The following is a 20468-nucleotide window of genomic DNA, read 5'->3' on the forward strand; positions in this document are numbered from 1 at the left end:
CGATGCAAAAATGGTTTCATCTGGTAGTGCCGGCCGCTGGCCGGCAACCTCAGGTTGCATGGCTCCATGAGGTTGCCGGCCAGCGGCCGGCACTACCGGGCCCGGTCAGCGCTTCTTCTTCGCCTTGCCCTGCTCGGCCGGGCCGATGGTCTGCTCCAGCCAGCGCTCGCTCTCGGCCAGCATGGTCATGATCGATTCGCGTGCGCGGTAGGCGTGCGATTCGTTCGGCAGCATCACCAGCCGCGCGGTGCCACCCAGGCCCTTCACCGCAGCAAACATGCGCTCGCTCTGGATCGGGAAGGTGCCGGAGTTGTTGTCGTCCACGCCGTGGATGAAGAGGATCGGGTCCTTGATCCTGTCGGCGTAGTTGAACGGCGCCATCTTCTGGTAGACGTCCTGCGCCTGCCAGTAGTTGCGCTCCTCGGCCTGGAAGCCGAACGGCGTGAGTGTGCGGTTGTAGGCGCCGCTGCGCGCGATACCCGCCTTGAACAGGCGCGTATGCGCCAGCAGGTTGGCGGTCATGAACGCACCGTAGGAATGGCCACCAATGGCGATGTGATCGCGATCGGTCACGCCACGGCGCACCACTTCATCCACGGCTGCCTGCGCGTTGGCCACCAGCTGTTCGATGTAGGTGTCGTTCGGCTCCTTGTCACCCTCGCCGATGATCGGCATCGACGGGCTGGCCAGCACCACGTAGCCCTTGGCCAGGAACGCCTGCGGGCCCCAGTAGCTGACCGCATTGAAGCGGTACGGCGAATCGGTCACCTGGCTGGCCGCGGCTGCGCTCTTGAACTCACCCGGATAGGCCCACATCAGCAGCGGGCGCGGGCCGTCGCGCTTCGGGTCGTAGCCCGGCGGCAGCAGCAGAGTCGCGGTCAGGTCGACGCCGTCCTTGCGCTTGTAGCGGATCTGCTCCTTCTGCACGCCCTTCAGCTGCGGCAACGGATGGGCGAAGTGGGTCAGCGCGCGCGGTGCGCTCCCAGCATCGGCCAGCGACTGCACGTAGAAGTTGGCCGGCTCGTCCGGGCTCTCGCGGCTCAGCAGCAGCGAGCTGCCCTGGTTGTCCAGCAATGCCACCGGCAGCGAATAGCTCGGCGCCTGCGAGTGGAACAGGCGGGTTGCCTTGCCCGTGGCGATGTCGAAGCGGTCCACGAACGGACGATCGCCTTCCGGCGATGCACCGGCACCGGCCAGATACAGGCTGCTGCCATCGGCGCTGGTCTGCAGCAGCGAGCGCCCGCGGTCGTCGCTGGACAACAGCGGCCGGCCCGGATCGGAATAGCGGTCCTGCCCGTCTCGATCCCAAAGCAGGCGCGGCTCGGCACCGGCGTTGTCCGGGGCGATCAACCAGGTCTTGGTCCTGCGGGTCTTCCACCACGATTCGGTCAGCAGGGCCAGGTCACCGCGGCCCCAGCTGATGCCGGCCAGGCGACTGCCAAGCTGGGCCAGGGTGACCGGCGGTTTGTCGAACGGCGCGGCCTGCATCAGCACCGCATCGCGTACCTTGGCGTCCCTGTTCGGGTCGCCGCCGTCCTGCGCTTCGGCCCAGACCAGCGTGGCGTCGGCATCACCGCGCCAGCGGATGTCGCGCACGCCGGTCACTTCGGCGTCGTTGCCGGTCGGCAGCCCTTCCACCAGCGGGCGCACGGCCACGGTGTGCACCAGCTTGCCGCTGGCACGGTCGATCACTTCAATGCGGCGCGGGAAGCTGTCCACCGGCACCACGTACGAATACGGGCGCTGCACCGGCTGGCGCAGCACGAAGCGGCCATCCGGCGACACCGAGAAGCCCATGAAGATGCCGGCCGCGCCGATCGCGCGGGTAGTGCCATCCAGGCTGACTTCCATCGGCTGGGTGGTCGCGTAGTAATCGAACTGGCGCGCATCAGCCTCGTTCTTAAGCAGGTCCTGGTAGGTACGGATCGACACCACGCCGCCGCCCTGGCTGGTCTGCTGCACGGCCGGGCCGGTCGGAATGCCGTCGGCGGCCGGGGCCGCACCGAGGTTGGCCGGGCGGGTGAACACCACCAGTCCGCGGCTGTCCGGCAGCCACTGGTAGCCGCTGCCGATCACCGTGTTCAGGCCGGCAACCAGGCGACGGGCGCTGCCGCCGGCCACGTCCACCAGCCACAGTTCATTGGCGCCACTGCCGGCGTCGACCTGGTTGAAGGCCAGCCACTTCTGGTCCGGCGACCACGTCACACTGGCGATCGACAGCTTGGCAGGCAGGCCGCTGATCTGCCGCTCCTTGCCGTCGGCCACGTTCATCAGCCACAGCTTCTCGCCGAAGCTGAAGCGGCTGTCGGAGAACGTGCGCGGGTTGATGCGCAGGCCGGCCAGCTTCAGTTCCGGCTGCGCCACCACCTGGATCGAAGGCAGCGACGGCATCTGCATCATCGCGGCCACGTCGCGGCGCGGCGACAGGTACAACGAGGGTGCACGCGGCGCGTCCACCACCGCCTGCAGCGCGGCCGACGGCAGTTCGTAGCCGTTGACGCCCTGGGCCTGTGCGGCCACCGGCTGCGGCGCTGCGGCCCAGGCCAGCGGGGCCACCGCCAGCAGTCCCATCGACAGGACCAGGCCGGTCCAGCGCCGAGTACGGCGCGCGTGCATGCTCATCGTTCCACCTGTGTGATGCGTGAAAACACCGACCTTAACAGGCCGTGCACGCGGCCCCATCTGCCGATGGTTGGGTCATCCGGATGTCACGTCGGGGCCGCGATATAATGGGGGTTCTCCCCTGCCGAGGGGCGCTGCGACCGGATCCCACGAGGCCCGGCCAGGCTCGGTAAGGTGGCTTTGTAACAACGGCGCCCGGCTAGATGCGAGCACCCGCTCGTCCACAACCGGAGCACACGAATGAACGCTGTTGCCAAGACCTTCTCCACCGAAGGTGACTACAAGATCCGCGATATCACGCTGGCCGACTGGGGCCGCAAGGAACTGGACATCGCCGAGCACGAAATGCCGGGCCTGATGTCGATCCGCCGCAAGTACCAGGCCGAGCTGCCGCTGAAGGGCGTGCGCGTGACCGGCTCGCTGCACATGACCATCCAGACCGCGGTGCTGATCGAGACCCTGAAGGACATCGGCGCCGACGTGCGCTGGGCCTCGTGCAACATCTTCTCGACCCAGGACCACGCCGCTGCCGCCATTGCGGCCACCGGCACCCCGGTGTTTGCCTGGAAGGGCGAGACCCTGGAAGAGTACTGGGACTGCACCCTGGACGCGCTGACCTTCACCCTGGCCGATGGCACCCTGACCGGCCCGGAGCTGGTGGTGGACGACGGCGGCGACGTGACCCTGCTGATCCACAAGGGCTACGAACTGGAAAACGGCAGCGACTGGGTCAACACCCCCTCTGCCTCGCACGAAGAACAGGTCATCAAGAACCTGCTCAAGCGCGTCGCCAAGGAGCGCCCGGGTTACTGGGGCCGCGTGGTCAAGGACTGGAAGGGCGTCTCCGAAGAGACCACCACCGGCGTGCACCGCCTGTACCAGCTGGCCCAGGCCGGCACCCTGCTGATCCCGGCGATCAACGTCAACGACTCGGTCACCAAGAGCAAGTTCGACAACCTGTACGGCTGCCGCGAGTCGCTGGCCGACGGCCTGAAGCGCGCGATGGACGTGATGCTGGCCGGCAAGGTGGCCGTGGTCTGCGGTTACGGCGACGTCGGCAAGGGCTGCGCCGCCTCGCTGCGTGCCTACGGCGCGCGCGTGATCGTCACCGAAATCGACCCGATCTGCGCCCTGCAGGCGGCGATGGAAGGCTATGAAGTCAACACCATCGAATCGACCCTGGGCCGTGCCGACCTGTACGTCACCACCACCGGCAACAAGGACATCATCCGCATCGAGCACCTGAGCGCGATGAAGGACCAGGCCATCGTCTGCAACATCGGCCACTTCGACAACGAGATCCAGGTCGATGCGCTGGTGTCGTTCGCCGGCATCAAGCACGTCAACATCAAGCCGCAGGTGGACAAGTACATCTTCCCGAACGGCAACGCGATCTTCCTGCTGGCCGAAGGCCGCCTGGTGAACCTGGGCTGCGCCACCGGCCACCCGAGCTTCGTGATGTCCAACAGCTTCGCCAACCAGACCCTGGCACAGATCGACCTGTGGGCGAACAAGGACAGCTACGAGAAGAAGGTCTACCTGCTGCCGAAGAAGCTGGACGAGGAAGTGGCCCGCCTGCACCTGGAAAAGATCGGCGTGAAGCTGACCACCCTGAGCCAGGAACAGGCCGACTACATCGGCGTGCCGGTGGAAGGCCCGTTCAAGCCGGACCACTACCGCTACTGATGCCTGCGGGGTGCCGGCCAGCGGCCGGCACCACCGGTGCATGCAACACACGGAACGGGCGCCTTCGGGCGTCCGTTCTGCGTTTGCGTGTGGCCGTACACCCCTCATCCAGTCCCCACGGTAGATCCACGCCATGCGTGGATGCTCTCCGGCAGTAGGCTCGGTCAAGGCAACGCGCCCAGCGCGCGCTACCATGCCTACATGACCCCGGCCATCAACCTGCTCAAGCGCGAGAAGATCGCCCACACCGTGCGCAGCTACGTGCATGACGCCCACGCCGAATCCTATGGCGGCGAAGCTGTCGACAAGCTCGGCCTCGATCCGGCCCAGGTGTTCAAGACCCTGCTGGCCAGCACCGAGGCACACGAACTGCTGGTGGCGATCGTGCCGGTGGCCGGCCAGCTGGACCTGAAGGCACTGGCCGAAGCGGCCGGCTGCAAGAAGTGCGAGATGGCTGCTGCTGATGCCGCGCAGCGCGCGACCGGTTACCTGGTCGGTGGCATCAGCCCGCTCGGGCAGAAGAAGCGCCTGCGCACCTTCCTGGACGCCAGCGCCGAAGCGCTGCCCAGGCTGCATGTCAGCGCCGGTCGCCGCGGTCTGGAAGTGGAACTGGCGCCGGCCGATCTGCTGCGCCTGACAACCGGCAACTACGCTGCCATCGGCAAGTCACGCTGATGCGCTGGCCGTGGTCTGCAGCGCCCATTCCCCGGCTCGACGATGCACAGGCCGATGTGCTGCTGCAGGACCTGTTGTCGCGCGACGCAACGCGCATCACCGATGCCGCCCGCGTTGTCGCACGACTGTTCAGTGCCTCATCGTTGGACGCGTTGAGCGCACATGTGGATCTGATCGAACAACGCTGCCAGGGCATCGCGCTTGGCGGCATGCTGATCAGCAACCAGGCGTATCTGAAGGCCGCCCTGCGTCGGCTGCGTTACTGGCGTGCACGCGAGGGTTGCCTGTGCGCGCTCAACCCCGGCTACCCGTTCTTCGATCCCCGTCGCCTGATTGAACAAGGACAGATGCAGCTGCTCTCGGTGGAAGAGGCTGAGGGCTGCTGGGGCGACTGCCACACCGTTGCCTGCACGCAATGCGGCCAGCATTGGCAGGCCATCGACCGCGAGTACCATTACCCGTGGTGGGAATGGAAAGCTGCCTGAAGGCCAAGCGGCCACGCATGGCGTGGCTCTACTGCGGTCCGCACATTCACGCGATGCGTGGATGACAAATGTTGCTCACGGCCGCCAGTTCGCGTTGTTCTCCCAGAACTCGACGGAACGCCGGTAGGCTTCGCGGTCCAGCGGCACGCCGGATCCGCCCTCGTCCACGCCCAGCGCATTGCGCATCATCGTGATCGGCGCCATCGGTACCTCTTCCGGTTCGGCGGTGTAGATGCAGCCGACGATGCCCCAGTCGGCCTCGATCGGCGAGCCTTCCCTGGCCAGCTGCCCGGCGCTGTACAGGATCACCACCAGGTAGTTCGCACGCGGTGATTCCACGCCCTCGAACCAGCGCACCAGGACCGGTAGTTCCTCGCGGTTGCGCGCTTCGTAACCACTGCGCAGCAGGTGGCGGTTGGCCTCGGTGATCGGTACGGTCAGGCAGCGCGTGCTGGTCCAGTTCTCGTAGACGAACAGCTTGCAGAACGGCGCGTAGCCATCCAGCACCTTCAGCGGCGCATGCGCATTTAGGTGTGCCTCGAACTGCTCGGCAGTGCAGTCCTGGATGGTGTTGCCACGCGGCACGCGCGGGAACAGGCGGGGACGGGCGAAATCGGTGAGGACGATGGACATGGCGCGGGTGTGATCAGGAGTTCTGCTGCACAGGGTAACCGCCCCGGAGGCAGACAGGGCCGGATGCCGATGGTCACTGGCGCCAGCGTCCCGCTTGCAGCACCCTGCGGGCGACCCACTACAAGGATCGCCGGCTCATGGATGCAGCATGCGCATTGCCCCGTTCCGCCCACCTTCGGCAGTGGCCGATCGTACTGGTCATCCTCCTGCTGGCGCCGCCATTGCTGTTCGCCGCCGCTCTGCTCTGGCCGCTGTCGGCTCCGCCGTTGCCCGAGCCGGGCAACAGCCGCGTGATCGTCAACGCGCGGGTGGTGGACGTGGCGCGCGGCCAGGTCAGCGAACCCACCACCGTGACAGTGCGCCACGGCACCATCACTGCCATTGGGGAAGATCCGCAGGACGCGCGGCTTCCCGTGCTCGACGCCGGCGGCCGCTGGCTGCTGCCCGGTTTCTGGGACATGCACACCCATGCACTGCAATTGTCGCCGCAGCTGCAGTTCCCGCTGATGCTGGCCAACGGCATCACCGGCACCCGTGACATGATGGACTGCCCGCAGACCACCGATCCGCTGATCGCCTGCGTGGCCGACAAGCGCCGCTGGACCGCACAGGCCATTGCCGGGCAGCAGGTTGCACCGCGCTTCGTACAGATCGCCAGTTTCTACTTCGAAGATCCGTCACTCACGCCGGAGGCCGCCGCTGCGCGTGCACGGACGTACAGCGCGCGCGGGGTCGAGGCGTTGAAGGTCTACAACCGGCTGCGTGCGGACACCTATCAGCGGCTGGCCACCGAGGCGCAGCAGCTGCGCCGTCCGTTGGTCGGCCACCTGCCCAAGGCGGTGCCTCTGGACGACGCGGTGCAGGCGGGCCAGCGCAGCTTCGAGCACGCCCATCTGTTCGTGCGCCACTGCTTCGACAACGCGGCGGCATGGCGCGGTGGCACGCTCGACGGCGAAGACCCGATCGTATTGGCCGAACGCATGGTTGCCAGCTATCAGCCCACGCTCTGCAACAAGGCGTTCGCTTTGATGCAGGCCAGCGGTGCCGCGTTCGTACCGACCCATGTCACCCGCGAAGAAGATGCACGCGCAAGCGACCCCGCCTTCGTCGACGATCCGCGCCTGGCCTATCTGGACCCGCTTTCACGCTGGGCGTGGCGTGATGACCTGCAGGCCACCGCAGCGCGCTATCCCGGCCGACGCGGCCAAGACGCACTGAAGACCTACTTCGAGCATGGCCTGGCTCTCACCGGTGCGGCCCATCGTGCTGGCGTCACCGTGCTGGTCGGCACCGATACCGGATTGGGCGGCTTCCGCTACCACGATGAACTGCAGTGGCTGCGACAGGCCGGCCTGAGCCAGGCCGACGTGCTGCGCGCAGCTACGCTGCAGGCCGCACGTCATCTGCAACGGCAGGCATCGCATGGAAGCGTCGAGGTCGGCAAAGCCGCAGACCTGGTGCTGCTTGATGGCAACCCGCTGCACGACATCGCCAATACCCGCCGCGTGCATGCCGTGCTGCTGGCCGGCCACCTCTATGACCACCCGCGGCTGGATGCGCTACAGACTTATGCGCGCAGGCAGGCACGCTCGCCCGCAGTGATGGCACGCCTGCTGTGGGGATTCATCACCAGCCCGGTCAGTGCCGAGCTGTAGCGGCAGCTACAACGCCATCCGCTCGCGCAGTTCACGTGCCTGCCGCCGCGATACCTCCACCTCGCTGCCGTCGTCCAGCGCCAGGTCGTAGCCATCAGCGATGCTGGGCGTCACGCCTCGGATGCGGCGCAGGTTGACCAGCGTGTTGCGGTTGGCGCGGAAGAACAACTCCGGCGGCAGGCGTGCTTCCAGCGCGCTCAGGCTGCGGGTCAGCAGGGCGTTCTGGTCGCGGAACCATAGCCGTGTGTAGTTGCCATCCACCACCAGCCGACGGATCTCCGAGACCGCGACGAACCAGCAGCGTTCGCCCTCGCGCACAAACACCTGGTCCTGCGCGCCCAGCGTGCTGCGCGGCTCCGGCGTTTCGCCCGCCACCACCTCGCGCTGGCGCGCCCGCTGCAACGCTTCCAGCAAGCGCGGCGCCTCGACCGGCTTCACCAGATAATCCAGCGCATTGGCCTGGAACGCGCGCACCGCGTAGGTGTCGTAGGCAGTAACGAAGACCACCGCCGGAACCGTCTCCAGCCCATCCAGCACATCGAAGCCGCTGCCGGAGGGCATCTGCACATCCAGCAGCACCAGGTCTGGCGCCAGTGTGGCGATCGCCTCGCGTGCAGCGGGCACATCGTCGGCCTCGCCCACGCACTGCACCCATGGCAGCGCCGACAACAGCGTGCGCAGCTCCTGCCGCGCCAGCCGTGCATCATCAACGATCAACACACGCAGCACGCCACTCATTGCGGAATCTCCAGCAGGGCCTGCATGCGGTCGCCGACCGGCTGCAGGGTGAAACGACCCTGCGTGCCGAGCTGCGCACGCAGGTAGGCAAGGCCAACGCCATGGCCATGGGTGGGCTCGTTGGCGCTGCCCAGCGGATTGTCCACCTGCAGGCGCAGCACATCATTGTCCAGCGTGGCACGGATCTGCACCTCACCGCCGCCCGGGCGGCTGGCGATGCCATGCTTGATCGCATTCTCCACCAGCAGCTGCAGCGCCATCGCCGGCAGCTGTGCCTGCATGGCATCGGCATCAATGTGCTGGCTTACCTGCAGGCGCTGTTCGAAGTGGACTGCCTCGATGGCCAGGTAGTCGTCCACGACCACCAGTTCCTCGGCCAGGGTGACCTGCTCGCTGCGGTTGTGTGCCAGCGCCTGGCGCAGCGTGCGCGACAGGCGGGTGACCATGTCGCGCGCACGCTCAGGATCTTCCAGGATCAGCGCGCGCAGGTTGTTCAGCGCATTGAACATGAAATGCGGGTTGAGCCGTGCACGCAGTGCATCGCGCTCCAGCGCGCTGCGCTCGGCCTCGGCGCGCAGGCGGGCCAGTTCCGCACTGCGTATCCGGCGCAGGCTGTGCAGGCCTGCCCAGAGCGCTGCCCACAGGGCCAGCATCACCGCAGTGGTGTACCAGTAGAGCAGCAGCGCCTTGGGGCTGAAGTCGGCCGTCTGCCGTCCCAGGCTCACCCAGTTCCAGGCCAGCGCCGAGTGCAGCGCGATGTTCACCAGCAGCTGCGCCACTGCCGCGCCCAATGCCACCGACAGCGCCAGCCGCAGCAACAGCCCGGCCGTGCCGCGCGCCCACCAGTCGGCACGCAGCGCCAGCGCGCGGATGGCACCGCTGCACCCGAACAGGGCCAACGCCAGACCCAGCGTGATCAACACGCCTGCGCTTCCGGCATCGCTGAAATAGGCCTGGCGCAGGCCGATTCCGGCAACGCCATAGAGCACCCACACCAGCGCATTGAGCAGCCAGAAGCGTACCGTCGAGGAGGAATCCGGCATGTCCATTCCGAGGCGTGTTGAAACTCAGTGGTGGTGGTCGAGGAAGGCCTGCACCTGACCGCGCAGCCAGCGCGGATCATCCCACATCAGGAAGTGGAAACCCTGCGCGCTCATCGCGATCTGCACGCCCTGCAGTTTCGCGTACTGCGCCTGGAACACCGCGCGCGTGCTGTCCTCGGTGCCGCCCATCGGCTGGTAGCCGGCCCAGCTGCCCAGCACCAGCGTCGGTGCGGTGATCGAGGCGATGTTGTCACGCAGGTCGGTGGTCATCACCGCATGCATGGCGTCAGCGGTGGTCTGGCGGTCGCTGGCTTCGCCCCAGCGCCCCAGCTCGGCCTGCCGCTGTGGATCGCGGGTCATGCCCGGCAGGCCGGCCTTCAGCTGCGCCTGCCACTGCGCGGCATCGGCGGCGAGCATGCCCTTGCGCAGCTGGTCGGCCATTGGCCGCACGCTGTCTGCGGTGGCGTTCGGGTCACGCGCGGCCGGCAGGAACGGCAATGCGTCGACCACCACCAGCGCACTGACTGCCTTCGGCTCGGCCTGCGCCATCTGCAGCCCCAGCAGGCCGCCAAGACTGTGGCCGATCACCACCACCGGGCCCAGCTGTTGGTCATGCAGGTAGGCCAGCAGCTGCCCGCGCATGGCCGGCAGGAATTCGGCCGGGCGCGGGTCGACGGGCGCAGCGCCGGCAAAGCCCGGCAGCTGCACCAGATGGCACTGCACGTCCTTCAGCGCCGGGCAGGTCTCGCGCCAGACCTCGGCGCTGCTGTTCAGGCCGGGGATCATCAGCAGCGGACGGCCCTTGCCGACCACCTCGACCTGCACCTTGCCGGTGCCGGTGGCGGCCGCCGCATGCGCCGAGCCGGAACCGAGCACGGCCATCGCCATGCCGATCATCGCCAGCCGGGCCAGGGCCTTCATTGCGTACCAGAGTGCCAGGAAGATCTTCATCGTCTGCTCCTTCATTGGGTGGGTGGTGCCGGGATGGGAGCAGCGTGGGCCTGGCGGAGGCACCCCGGTTGCGATTTCGGAGCAGCGGCCGCACGGCGGGGCGAACGGTCGCATGCCATGGATGGCCCACCCTCACATATCAATCGCACATCCATCTTGATGAAGCGATATACTGATCTGCACCCGCCGCCGCCATCCGCGCCATGACCGCCATCAGCTTCGAGTTCTATCCGCCCAAGACCGACGAACAGCGCAGCCAGCTGGACCGTGCTGCGGCCAAGCTGAAGGACTACGCCCCCGAATACGTGTCGTGTACCTTCGGCGCCGGTGGCTCGACCCTGAGCTATACCTCCGAGACCGTGCGCCACCTCAACCAGCACCATGGGTTCGATGCCGCGCCGCACCTGTCGTGCGTGGGCGGCACCCGCCAGGAGATCCGCGAACTGCTCAAGCTGTACCGCGCCATCGGCTGCCGTCGCCTGGTCGCGCTGCGCGGTGACCTTCCCTCGGGCATGGGCTTCCCCGGCGACATGCGCTACGCCGCCGAGCTGATCGACTTCATCCGCACCGAGCACGGCGATGCGTTCCACATCGAAGTGGGCGCGTATCCGGAAACGCATCCGCAGGCGACCGATGCGCTGGCTGACCTGAAGCACTTCAAGGCCAAGATCGATGCCGGTGCCGATGCGGCGATCACCCAGTACTTCTTCAACCCGGATGCCTACTTCCACTTCGTCGATGAAGTGCGCCGGCTCGGCGTGCAGGTGCCGATCACGCCCGGCATCATGCCGATCGCCAACTTCAGCCAGCTGCGCCGCTTCTCCGAACAGTGCGGTGCGGAGATTCCGCGCTGGATCGGCCGCAAGATGCAGGCCTACGGCGATGACGCCGAGTCGGTACGTGCATTCGGCACGGAAGTGGTGGCCCGGCTGTGCCAGCGCCTGATCGAAGGCGGCGCGCCCGGCCTGCACTTCTACACCTTGAACCTGGCCAAGCCGACCACCTCGGTGCTGAAGCTGCTGCACGGCTGAAAGCACGCCATGCGGACCGGATCGGCGCTACCCTGCGAGGATGATCCGGCTTTCCTTCCTGCTGTTGCTGCTGCCGCTATGCGTGCTGTCGAACGTCGCCCACGCACAGTCCACGCGCCTGAACCGCTGCACCGATGCGCAGGGCCAGAGCGTGTATACCGACCGGCCCTGCGACAGCGTGGGTGCACGGTCACGGCTGCCGCCGCCCTCCCCGACCGGCAATACCGCAGCGCGCGACACGCTGGGTGCACGCTGCCCGCGCCGGCTGAGCGAGCTCGTGGACGCATTGCGCAACGGCATCCTCAGCAACGACGTCAATCGGCTGTCCTCGCTGTACCTGTGGGGCTCGGTGTCCGACGCGGGCGCGCAGCGCATTCTCGGCCAACTGGAATCGTTGGCCCGGCGGCCGCTGGTGGACGTGGTGCCGGTGTATCCGCGGCAGGACCAGGTCGCAGTGCCGGAGGAGGGTCAGAGCCCTGCTGCGCAGGGGTTCGACCCCGAGCCGCCGGCCGTGCGCCATCCGGTCGGCCTGCGCCTGGAGCAGACGTTGCCGGGCAGCGTGGCGCGCGCCTCGACGGTGCTGGGGTTGCGGCGGCAATATGGTTGTTTCTGGATCACGCTGTGATCGGGAGGGGGCAGAGCCCTGCTGCGCAGGGATCTGACCCCGCATGCCGGCTCACTCTGGCCACAGCCCGCGAATGGCGGCGATGCCCTGCCCGCCATGGCGACGCGCTTCGGCGACGTGACCGCGGCCCATGCCGCCCAGCGCATAGATCGGCAGTGACACCTGCGCGCGCAGCTCGGCGAACGCGTCCCAACCCAGCGGCACCGCGTCCGGATGGCTGGCCGTGGCCTGCACCGGGCCCAGCACGGCGAAGTCGCAGCCCAGCTGCTGTGCTGCCTGCAGCTGCTGCAGGTCGTGGCAGGATGCGGCCACCAGCTGGCCTTGGGGAAGTGGACGCTGCGACAGTTCCTGCAACTGCTCGCTGCCCAGGTGTACGCCCACGCCCAATGCACGCGCCAGTTCGATATCGCGATTGAGCAGCCACTGCACCCCACTGCGACGATGCGCGCGCACGGCCTGTTCGACCATCGCCTGCCGCTGCGGATGCGCCGTCGGCAACCGCAGCTGGATGCGCTGCTGGCCCGCGGCCACCACGCGCTGCAGCTGTTCATGCCAATGCTGCACGCCGCCCTCATCATCGGCCGGTGCCGGGGTGATCAGGTAGCTGTCGGGCTGGCGCAGGGCAGCCACCACCGGCAGGTCGGCCGGTGGCATTGAATAGCGGCCCAGCTTGTCCGGCGCCACCCAGGTGATTGCCTGGCCCTCCCGCCCGCGCGGCGTCCCCTTCCAGCTGCGTACATGGCGCACCTCCAGGGTCAGGTGCTTGTCCGGATAGCGCTGCGGCACATCCATCAGCCACTCGCCGACATCGGCCTCGATGCCCAGTTCCTCGCGCAGCTCGCGCACCAGCGCCTGTTCGGAGGTCTCGCCGGATTCGCGTTTGCCGCCGGGAAACTCCCACAGGCCGGCCATGTCGCGGTTCTCGGTACGGCGGTTGAGCAGCACGCGGCCACGGGCGTCGGTGATGACGGCGGCCACGACATGGATCGATCGGGTGGGGGAAGGCATGGGGGAAGCATGCCCAGAACAGGGCGGCCGGCGCAATCACGGATCCGCTGCAACTCCCCTGCCACAAACGAAAAGCCCCGCTTTCGCGGGGCTCTTCGGCATCAGCTCAGCTGGCCGTGGCAGTGCTTGTACTTCTTGCCACTGCCGCACGGGCACGGATCGTTGCGGCCGATCTTCGGCTCGTCGCGCTGCATCTGCGCCACGCCCTGCTGGGCAGCCTGCACCTGCGCGGCTTCCTCGTCGGCGCTGTAGCCGCCCACGTCCTGGTGCTGGAACTGCGACTGGCTCAGGCGGGCTTCGGCCTGCTGGCGTTCGGCCGCTTCCAGCGCCTGCACTTCCTCGTCGCTGCGGATACGCACGCGCGACAGCAGGGTCACCACTTCGCGCTTGACGTTTTCCAGCATGTCCGAGAACAGCTCGAAGGCTTCCTTCTTGTATTCCTGCTTCGGCTGCTTCTGCGCGTAACCACGCAGGTAGATGCCCTGGCGCAGGTAATCCATGCGCGCCAGGTGCTCCTTCCAGCTCTGGTCCAGCACGGTCAGCATCACGTGCTTCTCCAGCGCGCGCATGGTCTCTTCGCCCACGCCGGCTTCCTTCTCGGCGAAGTGCTGGTTGACGCGTTCCTGCACCTTGGCGGCAATCGCCTCGGCGTCCAGCTCCTCGTGTTCCTTGACCAGGTCGGTCAGCGACATCTGCAGGCCGAAGTCCGACTCCAGGGTCGCTTCCAGGCCACGCAGGTCCCACTGCTCGTCGATCGAGTTCGGCGGCACGAAGCGGGCCACCACGTCGAAGATCACATCGTCGCGGATACCGTCGACGTTGTCCTTCACCGACTCGGCGTCCAGCAGTTCGTCGCGCTGGGCGTAGATCACCTTGCGCTGGTCGTTGTTGACGTCGTCGAAGTCCAGCAGGTTCTTGCGGATGTCGAAGTTGTGGGCCTCGACCTTGCGCTGCGCCTTCTCGATCTGGCGGCTGACCAGGCGGTCTTCGATGACGTCGTCTTCCTTCATGCCCATCATGCGCATGGCCTTCTGCACCCAGTCGGAGGCGAAGATGCGCATCAGGTTGTCTTCCAGCGACAGGTAGAAGCGGGACGAACCCGGGTCACCCTGGCGGCCCGAACGGCCACGCAACTGGTTGTCGATACGGCGCGACTCATGGCGCTCGGTGCCGACGATGTGCAGGCCGCCCGCCGCCTTCACTGCCTCGTGGCGCTTCTGCCAGTCGGCCTTGACCGCGGCCTTCTGCTCGTCGGTCGCGTCCTCGCCCAGCGCGTGGAGCTCTGCTTCCAACGAACCGCCCAGCACGATGTCGGTACCACGGCCGGCCATGTTGGTGGCGATGGTCACCGCGCCCGGACGGCCGGCGTTGGCGACGATGGTCGCTTCGCGGTCGTGCTGCTTGGCATTGAGCACTTCGTGCTTCACACCGGCCTTGCTCAGGTGCTCGGACAGCATTTCCGAAGTTTCAATCGAGGTGGTACCGACCAGCACCGGCTGGCCGCGCTTGGCGCACTCTTCGATGTCGGCCAGCACCGCATTGAACTTGCCCTTGCGGTTGAGGAACACCTGGTCCGGGCTGTCCTTGCGGATGGTCGGGCGGTTGGTCGGGATCACCACCACTTCCAGGCCGTAGATGCTCTGGAACTCGAAGGCTTCGGTATCGGCCGTGCCGGTCATGCCGGACAGCTTCTTGTACATGCGGAACAGGTTCTGGAAGGTGATGCTCGCCAGCGTCTGGTTCTCGCGCTGGACCGGCACGCCTTCCTTCGCTTCCACCGCCTGGTGCAGGCCATCGGACCAGCGGCGGCCGGCCAGGGTACGGCCGGTGAACTCGTCGACGATGACCACTTCGCCGTCGCGCACGATGTAGTCAACGTCACGCTGGTAGATCGCGTGCGCGCGCAGGGCGGCGTTGAGATGGTGGACCACGGTCAGGTTCTGCGCCGCGTACAGGCCTTCGGTTTCGCCGTTGAGGATGCCGGCTTCCACCAGCAGCTGCTCGGCGTGCTCCATGCCCGCTTCGGACAGGTGCACCTGCTTGCCCTTCTCGTCGACCCAGAAGTCGCCCTCGCCGTCTTCCGCTTCCTGCTTGACCAGGTGCGGCACGACGCGGTTGACACGGATGTACAGCTCCGGGGAATCGTCGGCCGGGCCGGAGATGATCAACGGGGTACGCGCTTCGTCGATCAGGATGGAGTCGACTTCGTCGACGATGGCGTAGTGCAGGCCGCGCTGGTAGCGGTCGGCCTTGGACAGCGCCATGTTGTCGCGCAGGTAGTCGAAACCGAATTCGTTGTTGGTGCCGTAGGTGATGTCGGCGGCGTAGGCTTCGCGCTTGTCGCTGTGCGGCATGCCCGGGTAGACCACGCCCACGCTCAGGCCCAGCCAGTTGTACAGCTTGCCCATCTGCGCGGCGTCGCGGCGGGCCAGGTAGTCGTTCACGGTGACCACGTGCACGCCCTTGCCTTCCAGCGCGTTGAGGTACACCGGCAGGGTCGCCACCAGGGTCTTGCCTTCACCGGTGCGCATTTCTGCGATCTTGCCCAGGTGAAGCACCATGCCGCCGATCAGCTGCACGTCGTAGTGGCGCATGCCCAGCACGCGGCGGCCGGCTTCACGGCAGACCGCGAAGGCTTCCGGCAGCACCTTGTCCAGGGCTTCACCATCGGCGATGCGCTGCTTGAACTCCGGCGTCTTGGCCTGAAGCTGCTCGTCGGAAAGCTTCTCGATCTCCGGCTCCAGCGCATTGATCTTGGCGACGATGCGGTTGAGCTGGCGCAGCTGTCGTTCGTTACGACTGCCAAATACGCGGGTAAGCAGGCTGTTGATCATTGAAGGAACCGGGTTGGATGGACACGACGCCCGGCCTCCCCCTTGGGATCCGTCCGCCGCAAACGAAACAGGGCGCCTGGCGCCCTGTCGATGGCAACACCCATTGTAGCTTGGGACGGGCGGCTGAGGTTTCAACCCCGAGAGGTAGTGCCGGCCGCTGGCCGGTGATCCGCGATGCTGCCGAAGATCATGAGGTTGCCGGCCAGCGGCCGGCACTACCAGATCAACCGCATCGGGTCAGAGCCCTACCGCGGCGCGGAAGGGATCCGACCCGGGCATCAGCCGCGGCTGATGCGGCCGACCGGCGTGTTGCCGCCGTCGCCGAGGAACTTGCGCGGGTTGACCACGTTGCCGTTCTCCCACACCTCGAAGTGCACGTGGGCGCCGGTCGAACGTCCGGTGGAACCGGCCTTGGCCACTTCCTGCCCGGCACGGACCAGGTCACCGGCCTTCACCACCAGGCGCGAATTGTGCGCGTAGCGGGTGACGTAGCCATTACCGTGGTCGACATCGACCACGTTGCCGTAGCCGCCCTTCACGCCGGCGAAGCTGACCACGCCTTCGGCCACGGCCATCACCGGGTCACCGACCTTGGCGTGGAAGTCCATGCCCTTGTGGGTCGCGGCACCGCGGCCGAACGGGTCGGCACGGGTGCCGAAGCCGGAGGTCACGTAGCTGTTGCGGATCGGCATGCGCGACGGCACGGCGTTCTGCTGCAGCTGGTGGTCGAACATCAGCGATTCCATCACCGACAACTGGCGGCCTGAAGCAGCGAAACGCTGCTCCAGCACCTGTAAGTCGGCGTTGACGTCCTTGACCGGGATGTCGCTGGTCGGGCCGCCGGCATCGCCGTCACCGAGGCCAGGGGTCTCGTTGAAGTCGAACTCGCCGTCTTCCAGCTTGCCCATCTGGGTCAGCCGTTCGCCAAGGGCGTTCAGGCGGGTAGCCTGCGCCTGCAGCTCGCCGAGGCGTGCCGCCAGCGCGTTGACCTGGGTCTGCGCATCGCGCTTGACCTTGGCCAGTTCCGCATCCTGGCGCTCGACCTTGGCCTGCAGCCGGGAATCATTCAGCGCGCTGGCGCCAATGCCGCCAGCAAGGCCGATAATGCAGCCTACCCCGAGCACGCTGCCCAGCAGGGCGCGGGGGCGGTCCTCGAAATAGAACCGCAAACGCGCGATCGGCGACGACTTGGCCTGTCCTTCACGCGTTTTGATTACGATCTTTTTGAATGCCATCAGTGAGTTTTCATGTCTGAGCCGAAATCCAGCGTTCGCCCCGCGTCAGTGCCGAAGCCGGCGCTGGATGCGGTGATGGCGGACAAAAGCGGGAACCCGCTGCGGCGTGCCTTGTGGCTCGACGCGCTGGACCGTCAGTTGCGCCCCCAGTTGCCGCCACCTCTGCGCAGCCGTTGCCGGCTGGCCAATGTGGACGGGGAACACCTCGTTTTTCTCGTCGAGTCCCCGGTCTGGCATGCCAAGTTGCGGCTTGCCGAAGCCCAGTTGCTCGACGCGGCCCGTTCCATCGGGCTGAAGGCCACCAGGGTGACCATCAAGACTGCGTCTCCCACTCCCACGCGCTCCCCAGCGCTCGACAACCGGAATGGACCCCACGCAGTTTCAGCCGCCACGCACAAAGGGCTACGCGACGCCTTGGCTTGCCTGCAGGACGTTCCCTCGAAGCCGAAGAAGCAGTCCTGACGACAACGGAGCATCCGGCTCCGCTCCCCGTCGCGCGTGTCACCACGGCGTGAAACATTTCGGGGGCCGGGTCGCATCCTAGCTGCCATCCGGGGGCCTGTCGTTAGATTGTTGTTAAAATCGCGTTAAATTCAGGCTTCCGATCCAACAGGTTCACAAAACCGTGACCTCGAACCGGCCTTGACGCGTGTCAAGCATGCTGAATGCGCCGAACACCCCTGAAACGACAACGCCGCCCTGGAAGGCGGCGTTTTTGTCTTTTAATTCAACAACCTACAGAAATCAGGCGTAGGCCGGAGTGGCATATTCCACCGGATCCGGCGTCGCCGGCGAGTCGAAACTGACCCATTCCCAGGCAGTGGCGTCGGCCATCAGCGCCCGCACCAGCTTGTTGTTGAGGGCGTGGCCGGACTTGAAGCCTTCGTAGGCACCCAGCACCTGGCCACCGGCCAGGTAGAGGTCGCCGATCGCATCGAGGATCTTGTGGCGCACGAATTCGTCGGCATAGCGCAGGCCGTCTTCGTTGAGCACGCGGAACTCGTCCAGCACGATGGCGTTGTCCATCGAACCGCCCAGGCCCAGGTTGCGCTCGCGCATGTATTCCAGGTCGCGCATGAAGCCGAAGGTGCGCGCGCGGGAGATTTCCTTGGTGTAGGCCAGCGTCGAGAACTCGATTTCCTGGCGCGACTGCTTGGCCGGAATCATCGGGTGGTCGAACTGGATGGTGAAGCCCAGCTTGTAGCCCTCGTACGGGCTGAAGCGGGCCACCTTGTCGCCTTCGGTCACTTCCACGGTCTTCAGCACGCGGATGAAGCGCTTGGGCGCATCCTGTTCCACGATGCCCGCCGACTGCAGCAGGAACACGAACGGGCCGGCCGAACCGTCCATGATCGGCAGCTCGGCCGAGGACAGTTCGACAATGATGTTGTCCACGCCCAGGCCGGCCAGCGCCGACATCAGGTGTTCGACGGTCTGGATCTTGGCGTCGTTGCAGGTCAGGCCGGTGCACAGGGTCACTTCGGTGACCAGCTCGGCCTTGGCCGGCACTTCCACCACCGGGTCCAGGTCCACGCGGCGGAACACGATGCCATGGTTGACCGGTGCCGGGCGCAGGGTCATGTAGACCTTGTCGCCGCTGTGCAGGCCAACGCCGGTGGCGCGGATCGTGTTCTTGAGGGTGCGTTGCTGGATCATGGGGGATGGACCGGAAGTGACACATTAGATTAACACGCACGGTCCCCTACCCCGGCTGAAAGGCAGGCAGGACACACCGGCGCGCCAATGGGACGCACATGAAGCAGGGCGGCCGGGCCCATCCTGGCCCGGCGCCCGCGTTTTCAGGACATGGTGGCGCCACCCGGGGAGGACAACCCCGGGCCGGCCCGCTCAGTCCGCCTGGCGGCGCAGGAACGCCGGGATGTCCAGGTAATCGTTCGGCAGTTCTGCCGCGGCCGGGGCCGAAGAGGACGGCGCCGACGGGGCCGAAGCCGCCGCGGTATCGCTGCTGGCGCGACGCAGGCCCAGGCCCATGCCGCCGACGGCCTTGGACACGGCGTCGCCGCCGTTGTCGAAGTCGCCGAACTCCGGCTGGCCGGTGGTGGCGTTGCGGACCAGCTTGATCGGCGCGCGCTCGCCCGGACGCTGGGCCTTGCTGGTCGACACGCGGTTCAGGCCGGTGGCAACCACGGTCACGCGCACTTCGTCCTGCATGTCCGGGTCGAGCACGGTGCCGACCACCACGGTGGCGTCTTCCGAAGCGAAGCCGTCGATGGTGCGGCCGATCTCGTCGAACTCGGCCATGGTGAAGTCAGCACCGGCGGTGATGTTGACCAGGATGCCGTTGGCACCGGCCAGGTTCACGTCGTCCAGCAGCGGGTTCTGGATGGCCGATTCGGCAGCGGCCTGGGCGCGGTCATCGCCACGGGCAGTGCCGGTACCCATCATCGCCAGGCCCATTTCGGACATGACGGTGCGCACGTCGGCGAAGTCGACGTTGATCAGGCCCGGACGCACGATCAGGTCGGCGATGCCCTGCACGGCGCCCTGCAGCACGTCGTTGGCGGCGCGGAATGCCTGGATCATGGTCGCATTGCGGCCCAGCACGGTGATCAGCTTCTCGTTCGGGATGGTGATCAGCGAGTCGCAGTGCTGGCTCAGTTCCTCGATGCCCTTCAGCGCCACCTGCATGCGGCGACGGCCTTCGAACGGGAACGGCTTGGTGACCACGGCCACGGTCAGGATGCCCATCTCCTTGGCCAGCTGCGCCACCACCGGTGCAGCGCCGGTGCCGGTGCCGCCGCCCATGCCGGCGGTGATGAACACCATGTCCGCGCCCTGCAGGGCGTCCATGATGCGCTCACGGTCTTCCAGCGCGGCCTGGCGGCCGACTTCCGGGTTCGCGCCTGCGCCCAGGCCCTTGGTCACGTTGGTACCCAGCTGCAGCTGCAGCTTGGCACCGCAATTCTTGATGGCCTGCGAGTCGGTGTTGGCGGTGATGAACTCCACGCCGTCCACCGCCGAGTTGACCATGTGCGCCACGGCATTGCCGCCGCCGCCGCCCACGCCAACCACCTTGATCACCGCATTGGGTGCCATCTTTTCGATCAGTTCAAAATGCGCCATGTCCGTGTCCTCGTTGTATCCGCTTGTCGGTGGCATGGACGGTCGGGCCTCCTGCCTTCGCGTGTCATGTTGCCGTTGCGGCTGTGTGGGTTGTGTATTGCGTTGCTGCGTTGTGATGCGGGTACTGCAGGTGCTGCGCCGGGGTGACCCCGGTGTTACGGGT

General features: G+C 66.7%; 17 protein-coding genes and 1 riboswitch. Of the genes, 7 read left to right on the forward strand and 10 right to left on the reverse strand.

Features of this window, described 5'->3' with window-relative positions; genetic code table 11:
• Positions 1-105: 105 nt before the first annotated feature.
• The gene (locus AC5P9F_RS15175; RefSeq protein WP_043035372.1) at positions 106-2622 is read right to left on the reverse strand and encodes a S9 family peptidase; all 2517 of its coding nucleotides are present in this window, start codon (positions 2620-2622) and stop codon (positions 106-108) included.
• 120 nt (positions 2623-2742) lie between these two features.
• A riboswitch (S-adenosyl-L-homocysteine riboswitch) is annotated at positions 2743-2826 on the forward strand.
• Positions 2827-2862: 36 nt separating this feature from the next.
• Here AC5P9F_RS15175 and ahcY point away from each other — a divergent pair.
• The 3 genes from ahcY (at position 2863) to AC5P9F_RS15190 (ending at position 5468) form a co-directional block, all read left to right on the forward strand.
• Positions 2863-4308: an adenosylhomocysteinase gene (gene ahcY, locus AC5P9F_RS15180; RefSeq protein WP_024957291.1), complete on the forward strand. Its 1446-nt coding sequence runs from the start codon at positions 2863-2865 to the stop codon at positions 4306-4308.
• A 201-nt stretch (positions 4309-4509) separates the two neighbouring features.
• Positions 4510-4983, forward strand: a complete 474-nt coding sequence (gene ybaK / locus AC5P9F_RS15185; RefSeq protein ID WP_100438883.1) for a Cys-tRNA(Pro) deacylase — start codon at positions 4510-4512, stop codon at positions 4981-4983.
• Positions 4983-5468: a hypothetical protein gene (locus AC5P9F_RS15190; RefSeq protein WP_033834447.1), complete on the forward strand. Its 486-nt coding sequence runs from the start codon at positions 4983-4985 to the stop codon at positions 5466-5468. The genes ybaK and AC5P9F_RS15190 overlap by 1 nt, the downstream gene beginning before the upstream one ends.
• Positions 5469-5543: 75 nt before the next feature.
• On the opposite strand, the gene AC5P9F_RS15195 is transcribed toward AC5P9F_RS15190, so the two are convergent.
• Entirely contained in the window at positions 5544-6101 is a 558-nt protein-coding gene (locus tag AC5P9F_RS15195; protein WP_033834446.1) for a DUF3228 family protein, read from the reverse strand.
• A gap of 137 nt (positions 6102-6238) precedes the next feature.
• Here AC5P9F_RS15195 and AC5P9F_RS15200 point away from each other — a divergent pair, with 137 nt between their 5' ends.
• Positions 6239-7756: an amidohydrolase family protein gene (locus AC5P9F_RS15200; protein WP_100438882.1), complete on the forward strand. Its 1518-nt coding sequence runs from the start codon at positions 6239-6241 to the stop codon at positions 7754-7756.
• 6 nt (positions 7757-7762) lie between these two features.
• On the opposite strand, the gene AC5P9F_RS15205 is transcribed toward AC5P9F_RS15200, so the two are convergent.
• The 3 genes from AC5P9F_RS15205 to AC5P9F_RS15215 are packed head-to-tail and all read right to left on the reverse strand — an operon-like array spanning position 7763 to position 10488.
• A complete protein-coding gene (locus AC5P9F_RS15205) occupies positions 7763-8494 on the reverse strand; it encodes a LytR/AlgR family response regulator transcription factor (protein ID WP_005408094.1) in 732 nt (243 codons plus the stop codon).
• The gene (locus tag AC5P9F_RS15210) at positions 8491-9537 is read right to left on the reverse strand and encodes a sensor histidine kinase (RefSeq protein WP_059036362.1); all 1047 of its coding nucleotides are present in this window, start codon (positions 9535-9537) and stop codon (positions 8491-8493) included. Before AC5P9F_RS15210 ends, AC5P9F_RS15205 begins: the two co-directional genes overlap by 4 nt.
• Before the next feature lie 24 nt (positions 9538-9561).
• The gene (locus AC5P9F_RS15215; protein ID WP_495231992.1) at positions 9562-10488 is read right to left on the reverse strand and encodes an alpha/beta fold hydrolase; all 927 of its coding nucleotides are present in this window, start codon (positions 10486-10488) and stop codon (positions 9562-9564) included.
• A gap of 203 nt (positions 10489-10691) precedes the next feature.
• Here AC5P9F_RS15215 and metF point away from each other — a divergent pair, with 203 nt between their 5' ends.
• Both metF and AC5P9F_RS15225 read left to right on the forward strand, forming a co-directional pair.
• Complete coding sequence (metF, locus tag AC5P9F_RS15220; RefSeq protein WP_005412254.1) at positions 10692-11519, forward strand: methylenetetrahydrofolate reductase [NAD(P)H]; 828 nt, start codon at positions 10692-10694, stop codon at positions 11517-11519.
• A gap of 40 nt (positions 11520-11559) precedes the next feature.
• Complete coding sequence (locus tag AC5P9F_RS15225; protein WP_060380070.1) at positions 11560-12144, forward strand: DUF4124 domain-containing protein; 585 nt, start codon at positions 11560-11562, stop codon at positions 12142-12144.
• A gap of 51 nt (positions 12145-12195) precedes the next feature.
• Here AC5P9F_RS15225 and AC5P9F_RS15230 read toward each other — a convergent pair whose 3' ends face one another.
• From AC5P9F_RS15230 to AC5P9F_RS15240, 3 genes are all read right to left on the reverse strand, one after another.
• On the reverse strand, positions 12196-13152 hold the full coding sequence (locus AC5P9F_RS15230) for a Nudix family hydrolase (RefSeq protein WP_099475460.1): 957 nt from the start codon (positions 13150-13152) through the stop codon (positions 12196-12198).
• A gap of 101 nt (positions 13153-13253) precedes the next feature.
• Positions 13254-15986, reverse strand: coding sequence for a preprotein translocase subunit SecA (gene secA / locus AC5P9F_RS15235; RefSeq protein ID WP_005408088.1), 2733 nt, complete (start codon positions 15984-15986; stop codon positions 13254-13256).
• A gap of 278 nt (positions 15987-16264) precedes the next feature.
• Positions 16265-17221 (reverse strand): M23 family metallopeptidase, encoded by a 957-nt coding sequence (locus tag AC5P9F_RS15240; RefSeq protein ID WP_005408087.1) that lies wholly within the window; start codon positions 17219-17221, stop codon positions 16265-16267.
• A 12-nt stretch (positions 17222-17233) separates the two neighbouring features.
• Between AC5P9F_RS15240 and AC5P9F_RS15245 the strand changes: the two genes are divergently transcribed.
• Entirely contained in the window at positions 17234-17683 is a 450-nt protein-coding gene (locus AC5P9F_RS15245) for a DciA family protein (RefSeq protein WP_162292030.1), read from the forward strand.
• A 282-nt stretch (positions 17684-17965) separates the two neighbouring features.
• Here AC5P9F_RS15245 and lpxC read toward each other — a convergent pair whose 3' ends face one another.
• Complete coding sequence (gene lpxC / locus AC5P9F_RS15250) at positions 17966-18877, reverse strand: UDP-3-O-acyl-N-acetylglucosamine deacetylase (RefSeq protein WP_005408085.1); 912 nt, start codon at positions 18875-18877, stop codon at positions 17966-17968.
• Between the two features lie 192 nt (positions 18878-19069).
• Positions 19070-20305, reverse strand: coding sequence for a cell division protein FtsZ (gene ftsZ / locus AC5P9F_RS15255; RefSeq protein WP_154329238.1), 1236 nt, complete (start codon positions 20303-20305; stop codon positions 19070-19072).
• Between the last annotated feature and the right edge of the window lie 163 nt (positions 20306-20468).

This window comes from Stenotrophomonas sp. YJH_SMC_4, assembly GCF_059371575.1.